Here is an 11,537-nt window from a genome sequence, read left to right as displayed (position 1 = left end):
CCCCTACTCCCCTACAACTTACCCCCCTCCACTTCCGTATCTTCCCCATGAACCTGATCTACGCCGCCCTTGCCTTCCTGATGGCGCTTGTCTTCGGCTTTGTCGGCATCACCCGCGTCGGCTCATGGCTGATCGAGCACCGCGATCCGCCGCTCGGCGAGTTCGCCGACATCGACGGCGCCCGCATCCACTATGTCCATGTTCCGGCACCCGCCAACGCCGAGCTGCCGCCGATCGTCTTCATCCACGGCGCCAGCGCCAATCTCAGGGACCAGATGCTGCCGCTGCGTCCCTTGCTCGAAGGCCGCGCCGAAATGCTGTTCTTCGACCGGCCAGGCCACGGCTGGTCGGGTCGCGGCACCCATAACGAGAACCCGTCGGCGCAGGCCAACACCATTGCCGCACTGATGGACCATCTCGGCATCAGGAAGGCTGTCATCGTCGGCCATTCCTTCGGCGGCGTGGTGACATCGGCCTTTGGCCGCGAGCATCCAGACAAGACACTTGGACTGGTCTTCCTCGCACCGGCGACCCATCCATGGCCGGGCGGCGCAACCGCCTGGTACTACGATCTGACCACCATTCCCGTGCTCGGCTGGCTGTTTTCCGAAACGCTGACCTATCCGGCCGGTACACTGCAGATGGCCGACGCCACCACCTGCGTTTTCTCGCCCAACAAGGTGCCGGACAATTATCTCGGAATGGCCTCTATCCCGCTGGTGCTGCGACCAAAAGCCTTTCGCGCCAACGCCACCGATGTGGCCGGGCTCTATCGCTATGCCCTCGACGCCGCACCGCGCTACAACGAGATCAAGGCGCCAACCGTGGTCATTTCAGGCGATCGCGACAAGGTGGTCTATGCACATATCCATTCGGTCGGTCTGGCCCGCGACATTGCCGGTGCCGAACTCGTCTGGGTGCACAATCTCGGTCACAAGCCAGACTGGATCGCGCCCGACCTGACCCTCGGCGCCATCGAGAAGGTCGCCGGCAAGAGTATCGACCTGCAGGCGATGGCCAGGACCGTGGAGGCGCGCATCGCCGGCGACGCCTACGGCGCCGGCAGATGCGCCGATATCAAGGTACCGCAGGCCGAACTCGCGCCGACCTGAAGCCGGTCGCCCGAACCGTTCAGAGCCGACACGCTTTAGGAATCTAGCGGCTGACTTGTGTGTCCGACCCGATATAGGCGATGCGCAGCATGTTGGTCGAACCCGGTGTCCGCAGCGGTACGCCCGCGGTGATGATGACGCGGTCGCCTGGCTTGCCGAAGCCTTCGTCGAAGGCGATGCGGCAGGCGCGGTTGACCATGTCGTCGAGGTCGACGGCGTCGGGCGAGACAACGCAATGCGTGCCCCACAAAAGCGACAGCCGCCGCGCCGTGTTGAGGATCGGCGACAGCGCGATAACAGGCACTTGCGGCCGCTCGCGGGCGGCGCGCAGGCCCGTGGTGCCTGATGCGGTGTAGGTGATGATCGCCGACAGCTTCAGCGTTTCGGCGATCTCGCGCGCGGCCAGCGAAATGGCGTCGGCGCCGGTCGCTTCCGGCTCGGAGCGCTGGGCGTTGATGATGCCGGCATAGGTCGGATCGGTCTCGACCTTGGTGGCGATACGGTTCATCATTGCCACGGCCTCGACGGGATAGGCACCCGCCGCCGATTCCGCCGACAGCATGATGGCATCGGCGCCTTCGAAGACGGCGATCGAAACATCGGACACCTCGGCGCGGGTCGGCACCGGTGCCGTGATCATCGATTCCAGCATCTGCGTTGCAACCACCACCGGCTTGCCGGCGCGGCGTGCGGCGCGCGTGATCTGCTTCTGGATACCGGGCACCGCCTCGAGTGGCATCTCGACGCCGAGATCGCCGCGGGCGACCATCAGCGCGTCGGACAGTTCGATGATTTCGGCCAGCCGGGCGACAGCCTGCGGCTTCTCGATCTTGGCCATGATCAGCGCCCGTCCGCGTGCGATCTTGCGCGCTTCGGCCAGATCTTCCGGCCGCTGCACGAAGGACAGCGCCACCCAGTCGACGCCTGTGGCCAGCACGGCATCGAGGTCCTTGCGGTCCTTCTCGGTCAACGCGCCGACCGGCAGGTCGGTGTCAGGCAGGCTGACGCCTTTCTTGTCGGAAATCGTGGTGCCGGCGACGACGGTGCAGACGATCGATTTGCCGTCGCTCTTCACCGCCTTCAGCTCGAGCTTGCCATCGTCGATCAGCAGGCGATGGCCGGCTTCGACCGAGCTCAGGATTTCCGGATGCGGCAGATAGACCCTGGTCGAGGTGCCCGGCTCGGGATTGTCGTCGAGCGTGAAGGTCTGGCCTTGCGTCAGTACTTCCTTGCCGTTGGCGAACTTGCCGACGCGCAGCTTTGGCCCTTGCAGATCGGCGAGGATGCCGATCGGCCTGCCAACGGCTTCCTCGACAGCGCGGATGCGTCCGACCAGCGTGCGCATCAGTTCATGGTCGGTATGGCTCATATTGATGCGGAACACATCGGCGCCCGCTTCGAACAGTTTCTTCAGCATCTCCTCCGAGGAGGAGGCAGGACCGATGGTGGCTAGGATCTTGACCTTGCGGCTACGTCTCATTGACTGTTTGTTCCCGGGGTGGCTGGAGCGCCTCCCGTTGTGGACTCATCGGTCAGCTGGACCATCCAGCTTGCCTGTTCGCCCGTGTCATATTCCTGGAATCCGGCGCGCTGAAAGCCCCGGGCGACGCAGTCGGTTACGCCTGCGATCTTGAACTCTTTTTCAGCCACGCACATGTTGATCGGGCCGTCCCAGCGTCCACCGCGTTCGGCGTCTTCTGCATAAAGATAGTAAAACCTTGATGACAGCGGCCCTTCGATCAGCGTCTTGCAGCTCGATCCCTCGATGTGCCACCAGCCTTCGGTGATCCAGCCGGCCTTGGCGCGATAGCCGATGCCGACACCGACCAGGTTCTGCGTGGCGTTGCAGACGCGGAAATCGGCACGCGCCGGCGAAGCCACGACCATGGCCGACAGGCCGATGGCAAGAGTGAGGAGCGGCATGGCAAAGGCAGAGCGCATGCGCTGCCCGCCGGCGGAACTCATCCGAAAACCCCTCAAAAACCACATCAGCATCTCTCTGCGCCCCTTTTCGGAAAAGTCCGGGCGCATGTCAACGCACCGTTTTGTCCAATTCCAATCGATTTAGAAAGGCTCCGGCGCACAATTCGCCGACTTGTGCCAGATTTCCCGGGAAACCTTGGCCAAACAACGGCATTGCGCAAGCGTCGTCTTCGTGGAATGACGATAGCATCCTCCCCGGAAGCCAGCGAACAGACCATTTCCCGCCAATGACCCGATCCACAGTTTTCGCGCCTTTCGACATCATCGAGGGCGACCGCAAGCGAGGCATCGTGCTGTTGGGCGATCATGCCCGTCGCGACCTGCCCGACGACTATGGCAGCCTCGGCCTGCCCTCAGCGGAGTTCGACCGCCACATCGCCTATGACATCGGCGTCGAGGGGGTGACGCGCGAACTGGCTGCCCTGCTGGGCGTGCCAGCGGTGCTCGCCAATTTTTCGCGGCTGCTGATCGATCCCAATCGCGGCGAAGACGACCCGACGCTCATTCGCCAGCTTTATGACGGCACGGTCGTACCTGGGAACTACCCCATCGCTGCCGAGGAGCGCGAGAGGCGGCTCGACGGGTTCTACCGGCCCTATCACGACGCCGTCAGCGCCATGATCGCCTCGGTCGCACAGGCTTCCGCCCAGGCGCCCTTCATCTTCTCGGTGCATTCCTTCACCCCGGCCATGCAAGGAATCCAGCGTCCTTGGCACGTCGGCATCCTGTGGGACCTCGACGACCGCGTGGCGCGGCCGTTGATAGACATGCTGGCGCAGGACAGGAACCTCGTCGTCGGCGACAACGAACCCTATGACGGCGCGCTGCGCGGCGACACCATGTACAAGCACGCCATCGTCAACGGCTTCGCCCATGCGCTGATCGAGATCCGACAGGATTTGATATCGGACCAGAAGGGCGCGCTCGCCTGGGCCGAACGGCTGGCGCCGATCGTTGACGCCATCGACCGCCGTCCCGATATACATGTGGTGAAGATGTTCGGCTCGCGCACCGGGCCGCTATGACGGAGGTTTCGATGACCGAACTCAGCGACGAGCAGCAACGCGATTTCGAGGCGGCCGCCTTCCGCCGGCTGGTCGAGCATCTGCGCGAACGCAACGACGTGCAGAACATCGACCTGATGAACCTCGCCGGCTTCTGCCGCAACTGCCTGTCGAACTGGTATCGCGAGGCGGCCAATGCCGAGGGCGTCGATCTCACCAAGGATCAGTCGCGCGAGATCGTCTACGGCATGCCCTATGCGCAATGGCAGGCGCTCAACCAGACCGAGGCCTCCGACGCCAAGAAGGCCGAATTCGAGGCAAGGCGCCCCAAGGACCATTAAGGCCAGCGATCACTCAAGGCTGTGTTTGGCTCAAAAAATGCTTCCCGAAAGAGCCTTGACTGAAAATTGAATCGATCTAATTTGCCGCGCGAAGCCATTTCTTGCGGGATTCGCCTCATGAACGCGTCAACTGCCAAGCTGACTGCCATTCGCGGACGATGGGCGCTCGCGGCCATTTTCCTCGCCAACGGCTTCCTGACGGGCAGCTGGGCGCCGCAGATTCCGGTGTTCCTGACCCGGCTGGAGATTTCGAAGTTCACGCTCGGTCTGCTGATTCTCTTGTTTGGGGTCGGCGCCGTCGTCGCGATGACCTGGTGTGGCCATTTGATCTCCAGACATGGTTCGCGCACCGTACTGCGTTGGTTCGCCCTGTGCGGCAGCCTCGGTCTCATGGTCGTGGCGCTGGCGCCCGACGTACCCTTGGCGGCCGTTGCCATGATCATCTTCGGCGGCTCGATCGGCGGCATGGACGTTGCCATGAATGCCAACGCCGTGGTGGTCGAACGGCGGCTCTCCCGCGCCGTCATGTCGTCTTCGCACGGCTTCTGGAGTCTCGGCGGTTTTGCCGGTGGCGGCCTCGGCGGCTTTGCCATCCAGCATTACGGCCACCTCGTCCACGCGGCGGCGGTAACGGCGTTTGCCTTCGCGGTGATCGCGGTGGCCGTTCGCCATCTCCTCGCCGAAGACAGACCGCAGGCGGCCGAGCACCACAAATTCGCACTGCCGGCAAACCCGCTGGTTTATCTGATCGGGCTGATGGCGTTGCTGGCGATGATCTCGGAAGGCGCCGTGCTCGACTGGGCAGCCCTGTATCTGCGCCAGGAGCTCGGCGCCGATCTCGCCGTCGCCGGCCTCGCCTACGCTGGATTTTCGGGCGTCATGGCGGTTACGCGGTTCTTCGGCGACGGCATACGCAATCGCTTCGGCGCGGTGACGACGCTACGCGCGTCGGCCGTCGTAGCCGCGGTCGGCATGCTGGTGGCTGGCCTGGCGCCCTCGCCCTGGCTCGCCATTGCAGCCTTTGCCTTTTGCGGCTTCGGCATCGCCAATATGGTGCCGATCATCTTTTCGGCCGGCGGCAACCAGGAAGGCATGTCTTCCGGCACCGGCATGAGCGTGGTCACGACGATCGGATACTGCGGCATACTGGTGGCGCCGTCGGCGATCGGCTTCGTTGCCGAGCATTCCAGCTTCGGCCCGATCTTCATCACCATGTCGGGACTGCTGATCATCGTGTTGCTGATGGCCGGGCTCGCTCACCGCGCCGAATTCGCGCCAGCACCCGCCGAATAGCGTTTCAGCTCCTCGTGAAGGAAATCCACCACACGGCGGATGCGCACGCTGGTACGCACGTCGCGATGCATCGCCAGCCACACCGGCAGAACTGGCAGCGGCAGGTCGGGCAGCACCTTCTCAATCAAAGGATCCCTGTCGGCCAGCGGCTCCTGGCCAAGACCAATGCCGTTTCCCGCCCGCACCGCTTCCCACAAAACGATCTGGTTGTCGGCCCTGAAGCGGAAGCTGCTCCGGGTGACGGGGATGCCGTGCTGGGTAAAACCCCTGATGATCTCGTCGCCGCGGTCGAAGCCGACCAGATCGTGGTCGACAAGATCGGCAGGCTTCAGCGGACGGCCGCGCCTGTCGAGATAGGATTTGGCCGCGCAGGCGCAGAGCTCGATGTCGCAGACCTTGCGTGCCATCAGCTCGTTCTGCGCCGGCTTGACCATGCGGATGGCGATGTCGGCATCTCGACGCAGCAGGTTCTCAACCTGGTTGGAAGCGACGATCTCGACCTCGATGCCGGGCTCCTCGATCCCCAGCCGCATCGTCATCTCAGGCAGGACATAGGCCGCCACGACCTCGCTGGCGGCGATACGCACCGTGCCTTCGATAGCCTCGACCGAACCCAGTGCCAGGAGTGAGAAGGCGCTTGCCTGCTCGCTGACCGCCTTGCCGCGTTCCAACAGCGTGCTGCCGGCCTCCGTCAGTTCGTAGCCGTGCCGTCCTCGACGGAACAGCGTGACGCCCAGCGCCTGTTCCAACTCGCCGATGTGACGGCCAAGCGTCGGCTGGCTGGCCGAAAGCTTCCGCGCGGCAGCCGACAGGCTGCCGGATTCCGCCACGGTGACAAAGCTCTTGATCAGGTTCCAGTCGATTTCTGTCATTCATTTATGAATATCAGAACGCCATCTGTAGTCAATTTCCATTCGCATTCGGAGCGACCATATTCCAGCTGCAGACACCAACACGGACTGCAAACACCAACCAGGAGAACTCAGATGACCAAGATCGCTCTCACCACCGCCGCTATCCTCATTTCCATCAGCGCCGCTTTTGCCGGCAGCGACAAGTTTGGTTCGAACGACGCCAGCCAGCCGGCTGTCACCAGCACCGACGACACGACCACCGCTTCGATTCACAACCCCGATGCGGCCATCCGGAAGCCGGTCACACAGGGCAGCAACCGCGATCTCTTCGGCAGCCGCTGATCCCGATCGCGCTTGTCGCTGATCCCGATCGCGCCTGTCGCTGATCCCGATCGCGCTTGCCGCTGATCTCGATCGCGCTGTCGCTGATATCGATCGCCCGACCGACCACCTAAATCCCAACCAGGAGTGCTTCCAATGACCAAGATCGCAATTCTCGGTGCCGGTGGCCGGCTCGGCCGCGTGGTCGCCAAGGCCTTCATCGACGCGGGCTACGAGGTCCGCGCCGTCACCCGCAACGGCAAGGTGCCGGCCGAACTCAAAGGCGCCACAGCCGTTGCCGGTGACGCTCTCGACCGCGAGGCCCTCATCCGCGCCACGCAAGGTGTCGATATCGTCTTCAACGGCCTCAACCCGATCTACACCGACTGGGGCAAATGCCTGCCGATGGCGCAGAATGTCATGGCCGCCTGCCATGCGAACGGCGCACTGCATCTCTTCCCCGGCACCGTTTACAATTACGGCTCGCCGATGCCGGCGGTGATATCGGAAGACACACCCTTCCACCCGACCACGCAAAAGGGCCGCATCCGCTGCGCCATGGAGGAATTGTTTCGTCGCGAGGCCGACGCGGGCCGCGTCCGCACCATTCTTCTGCGGGCCGGCGATTTCTTCGGCGGCACCGGCAGCGGATCATGGTTCGACCTGATCGTCGCCGCCAAGATCAACAAGGGTATCTACACCGCGCCTGGCCCGGTCGAGCTCGTGCATGAATGGGCCTATCTGCCTGACTTCGCTGTGGGCTTCGTCGCGCTGGCGCGCAATCTGGACAAGCTCGGCTTCTATGAAGCGCTGAACTTTCCGGGCCACGCGGTCACCGATCTGCAGATCAAGGCCGCTGCCGAGAAGGCTATTGGTCGTCCGCTCAAGATGACTTCGATGCCCTGGTGGGTGCTGCGCGCTGGCAGCCCGTTCGTGGCGATGTGGCGCGAGATCGTCTCCATGTCCTACCTGCGCTTCGAGCCGCATCAGCTGGCTTCGATACGCCTGGAAGGCATCGTCGGCGAGATCCCGCACACGCCGTTGGATCAGGCGGTTGCTGAAGCTCTTGGCGATATCGGCATTGCCACCGTGGATGGCGTTGCGAAAGCTGCCTGACTCCCGCGATCACGGGCGCCGCCCCTCTGCACACTGAACAATCCACGAGAGGGCGCCTCAGAGCCGTCCCATCAACAGCAACACCATGAGCACCACCAGCACGACGCCGACAATACCCGACGGCCCATAACCCCAGGAGCGCGAATGCGGCCAGGCCGGCACCGCGCCGATGAGGACAAGGATCAGGACGATGATGACGATGGTGGTGATCGGCATGAGAAGCCCTCGCTTCGACGTTTCGCTCAGAGACAATGCAGAGGCCGCCCGGTTGTTCCGGGCGGCCTCTGCGGTCAAATCGGCGATGGGGTCTATTCGGCGGCTTTCGGAAAGGCGATTTCCGGTTCGTCGCCTGCTTCCTGGCCAGGCCTGTCGGTCGGCGAAACCGTTCCCTTGCCGCGCCGGAACAGCCGGCGGAAAAACGCATAGAAGCGGCTGTTCTTGCTGCGCGTGAAAATCATCAGCATCGACGGCGTCACCACCAGCGTCAGCAAGGTGGCGAAGGACAGGCCGAAGACGATCGCCGAGGACAGCGAAATCCACCATTGCGTCGACGGCGCGTTGATCGTCGTCTCGTGATGGAAGATTTCCAGCCCAAGGCCGAAGGCGATCGGCAACACGCCGAGGATCGCCGACACCGCCGTCAGCACCACCGGCCGGGCGCGCTCGCGGCAGGTCTGCAGCACCGCGTCCATCTTGTCCCAGCCTTCTTCGCGCAGCCGGTCATAGGTGTCGATCAGCACGATGTTGTTGTTCACCACCACGCCGGCCAGAGCGATGACGCCAATGCCCGACATGACGATGCCGAAGGTCTCGCCTGTGATCAGCAGCCCCAGGAACACGCCAACCGTCGCCATGACCACGCAGGACAGCACCATCAGCACGCTGGTGAATTTGTTGAACTGCATCAGCAGCACCAGGAAGATCAGGAAGATCGCCGCCCCGAAGGCCTTGCCAAGGAAGGCGCTGGCCTCGGCGCTGTCTTCGTTCGAGCCGGCCAGCTTCCAACGTATGCCGCTGCCGAGATCCATCCCGGAGACGGCCTTGGTGACCTCCGCCTGCACGGCCGCGACCTGGGCGCCTGCGGCAACGTTTGCCTGGACGACCACCGTGCGCGCGCCGTCGATACGGTTGAGGATACCGACCGTCGGCTCCGGCTTGCGCACGACGAAATTCGAGATCGGCACCGAGCCTTGCGAGGTCTGCACCCTGAGCTCGTCGAGCGTCGACAGCGTGCGCCGGTCTTCCGGCAGACGCAGCCTGATGTCGACGGCGTCGTCGGCGCCGGCAGGCCGGTATTCCGAAAGCTTCAGCCCGTTGGTCACCAGTTGCACCACTGTGCCGACAGCGGTTGGGCTGATGCCATATTGCGCTGCCTTGGCACGGTCGACCTCGAGCGCCCAGTCGACGCCGGGCGGCGGGAGGCCGTCGGAAATGTCGATGACGCCAGGCACCTTGCCGATGCGTGCCGCAACCGCGCGCGCTTTGTCGTCGAGCCCCTTGGGGTCGACGGCCGAAAGCCTGATCTGGATCGGCTTGCCGGTCGGCGGACCGGCCTCCGGCACGCGCACCTCGACATCGACGCCGGGAATGCCGGCCATGACGCCCCGCAAATCGTTCAGGATCTGGTTCGCCGACTTGCGCTCGCGCCAATCTATGAATTCGTACTGGATGACGCCGACGACGTCTTCAGGGACATCCTGGCCGCCGCCTTGTGTCTTGCCGACGCGGGTGTAGACCGACTTGATGCCGGGCCAGCCGAGCATCCTGTTTTCGGCAATCTTGGTCGCCGTATCCATTTCGGCCAGCGAAAGGTTGCCGCGCGCGTGCACGTAGAGCAGGCCGTAGTCGGGCTCGACACTGGGGAAGAATTCAACACCGGCGCCATATTTCGAATAGGCAAAGCCGACGCCGAACAGCAGAGCGACCGTCAGCAAAACCACCGTAATCGGAAACCGCACCGCCTGCTTGACGATCGCCATGTACCAGCCGTCGCGATTGTCATCCTCATGATGCTCCGGCGCCTTGGCGAAGATCGCCCCCAGCGTCGGCGCGAACACCAGCGCATAGAGCATCGAGGCCGATAGCGTGACGATCAGGGTGATCGGCATGTACTTCATGAAGTCGCCGATGATGCCCGGCCAGAACAGCAGTGGCGAGAAGGCGGCTATGCGCGTCATCGTCGCGGCAATGACCGGACCGGCCATGCGCTTGGCGGCCAATGCGAAGGCTTCCGCCTTCGGCATGCCTTCGCTCATCCGCCGTTCGGCGAACTCGGTGACGATGATGGCATCGTCGACCAGCATGCCGACAGCCAGGATCAGGCTGAACAGCACGATCATGTTGATCGTGTAGCCCATCATCGCCAGCAGCAGGATGCCGATCAGGAAAGACGACGGAATGGCCAGGCCGATCAGCAGCGAGGCACGACCCGACAGCGCGTAGAGGATGACGATGAACACCAGGATGACGGCGATCATGACGTGGTTCTGCAGATCGCCGAGCAACTGGTTGACAAAGACCGACTTGTCCTGCGTGTAGGTGACGTTCATGCCTTGCGGCATCGTCTTGACGTAGGCGTCGGACACCTCCCTCACCTTGGCGAGCGTGTCGATCAGATTGGCGCCGATGCGCTTCTTGACTTCGATGGCGATGGCCGGCTTGCCATTGAGGCGCGTGATCGTCGTGGCATCGGCGAAGGTCGAGCGGATCGTCGCGATGTCCTTGGCCTGCACCACGGCATTGGGGCCGGCGACCACGGGCAAGGCCGCCACGTCCTCGGGCGTCTCGATCAGTGACGGCACCTTGACGGCGTATTTGCCTTCCGAGCCTTCGATATTGCCGGCGGCGACCAGACTGTTGGAGGCACCGACAGCGCCGATCAGCTGATCGAGTTGCAACCCGTAGGACGACAGTTTCATCGGATCGATGACGACTTCGACAAGATCGTCGCGCGAACCCTGCAACGAGCCCTCCAGGACGCCTGGCACTTCCTCGATACGGTCGCGCAGTTCGCGCGCGGCGGCGGTCAGCACGCGTTCGGGCAATTCGCCCGACAGGGTGACGACGAGGACGGGGAATTCGGAGATGTTGACTTCGGTAACGACCGGCTCTTCGGCCGCCTGCGGCAGGTCGGCCTTGCCGTCCTGCACCTTGGAGCGCGTGTCCTGCAAGGCCGTCGCCAGATTTGTCTGCGGCTGGAACTCGACCAGCACATAGCCGCCGCCCTGGAAGGCGGCCGAGCGCATTTCCTTGAGGCCTTTCAGGCTCTTCAGCTTGCTTTCCATCGGCCGCAGCAGAAGGCGCTCCGAATCTTCCGGCGAAATGCCCTGATAGATCAGGCTGATATACATCATCGGAATCGGAACGTCGGGCTCGGCTTCCTTCGGCGTCGACTGATAGGCGACCCAGCCGGCGAGCAGAAGGAAGACGAGGACCGAAATGGTCAGGCGGGCATTGTTGATTGCGAGTCTGACGATATCCATGGCTAACGCCTGTTCTTGAATTTCACGAGCT

General features: G+C 63.4%; 11 protein-coding genes. 6 read left to right on the top strand and 5 right to left on the bottom strand.

The genetic code is table 11. The features are described 5' to 3' along the window. Positions 1 to 47: 47 nt before the first annotated feature. Positions 48 to 1,112 (top strand): alpha/beta fold hydrolase, encoded by a 1,065-nt coding sequence (locus AC0L2D_RS21845; protein WP_473542364.1) that lies wholly within the window; start codon positions 48 to 50, stop codon positions 1,110 to 1,112. 43 nt (positions 1,113 to 1,155) lie between these two features. Here the strand turns inward: AC0L2D_RS21845 and pyk are convergent, their stop codons facing one another. Both pyk and AC0L2D_RS21835 read right to left on the bottom strand, forming a co-directional pair. Next, positions 1,156 to 2,592, bottom strand: coding sequence for a pyruvate kinase (gene pyk / locus AC0L2D_RS21840; protein WP_013529204.1), 1,437 nt, complete (start codon positions 2,590 to 2,592; stop codon positions 1,156 to 1,158). Then, the gene (locus AC0L2D_RS21835; RefSeq protein ID WP_013529203.1) at positions 2,589 to 3,077 is read right to left on the bottom strand and encodes a DUF1036 domain-containing protein; all 489 of its coding nucleotides are present in this window, start codon (positions 3,075 to 3,077) and stop codon (positions 2,589 to 2,591) included. The genes pyk and AC0L2D_RS21835 overlap by 4 nt, the downstream gene beginning before the upstream one ends. 245 nt (positions 3,078 to 3,322) lie before the next feature. Between AC0L2D_RS21835 and AC0L2D_RS21830 the strand changes: the two genes are divergently transcribed. The 3 genes from AC0L2D_RS21830 (at position 3,323) to AC0L2D_RS21820 (ending at position 5,733) form a co-directional block, all read left to right on the top strand. Then, positions 3,323 to 4,120 (top strand): N-formylglutamate amidohydrolase, encoded by a 798-nt coding sequence (locus AC0L2D_RS21830; protein ID WP_024502956.1) that lies wholly within the window; start codon positions 3,323 to 3,325, stop codon positions 4,118 to 4,120. A gap of 11 nt (positions 4,121 to 4,131) precedes the next feature. Beyond that, positions 4,132 to 4,440, top strand: a complete 309-nt coding sequence (locus AC0L2D_RS21825) for a DUF1244 domain-containing protein (protein ID WP_013529201.1) — start codon at positions 4,132 to 4,134, stop codon at positions 4,438 to 4,440. Positions 4,441 to 4,557: 117 nt separating this feature from the next. Further along, positions 4,558 to 5,733, top strand: coding sequence for an MFS transporter (locus AC0L2D_RS21820; RefSeq protein ID WP_473542354.1), 1,176 nt, complete (start codon positions 4,558 to 4,560; stop codon positions 5,731 to 5,733). Here AC0L2D_RS21820 and AC0L2D_RS21815 read toward each other — a convergent pair. Continuing rightward, entirely contained in the window at positions 5,697 to 6,605 is a 909-nt protein-coding gene (locus tag AC0L2D_RS21815; RefSeq protein ID WP_473542353.1) for a LysR family transcriptional regulator, read from the bottom strand. The two genes, AC0L2D_RS21820 and AC0L2D_RS21815, sit on opposite strands and share 37 nt — an antisense overlap. Positions 6,606 to 6,719: 114 nt before the next feature. Here AC0L2D_RS21815 and AC0L2D_RS21810 point away from each other — a divergent pair, with 114 nt between their 5' ends. Both AC0L2D_RS21810 and AC0L2D_RS21805 read left to right on the top strand, forming a co-directional pair. After that, entirely contained in the window at positions 6,720 to 6,929 is a 210-nt protein-coding gene (locus tag AC0L2D_RS21810) for a DUF680 domain-containing protein (protein WP_473542352.1), read from the top strand. Positions 6,930 to 7,064: 135 nt separating this feature from the next. Next, positions 7,065 to 8,024 carry an SDR family oxidoreductase gene (locus AC0L2D_RS21805; protein WP_473542351.1) on the top strand — a complete coding sequence of 320 codons (960 nt, stop codon included), beginning with the start codon at positions 7,065 to 7,067 and terminating at the stop codon, positions 8,022 to 8,024. A gap of 57 nt (positions 8,025 to 8,081) precedes the next feature. On the opposite strand, the gene AC0L2D_RS21800 is transcribed toward AC0L2D_RS21805, so the two are convergent. Together AC0L2D_RS21800 and AC0L2D_RS21795 are read right to left on the bottom strand one after the other, a co-directional pair. Beyond that, positions 8,082 to 8,240: a DUF3309 family protein gene (locus tag AC0L2D_RS21800; protein ID WP_013529196.1), complete on the bottom strand. Its 159-nt coding sequence runs from the start codon at positions 8,238 to 8,240 to the stop codon at positions 8,082 to 8,084. 92 nt (positions 8,241 to 8,332) lie between these two features. Next, a complete protein-coding gene (locus tag AC0L2D_RS21795; protein ID WP_063169179.1) occupies positions 8,333 to 11,506 on the bottom strand; it encodes an efflux RND transporter permease subunit in 3,174 nt (1,057 codons plus the stop codon). Between the last annotated feature and the right edge of the window lie 31 nt (positions 11,507 to 11,537).

Source organism: Mesorhizobium sp. WSM4833, assembly GCF_055811095.1.
The sequence above is the reverse complement of the archived record's forward strand: the minus strand, read 5'-3'. Positions and strand labels throughout refer to the sequence as shown.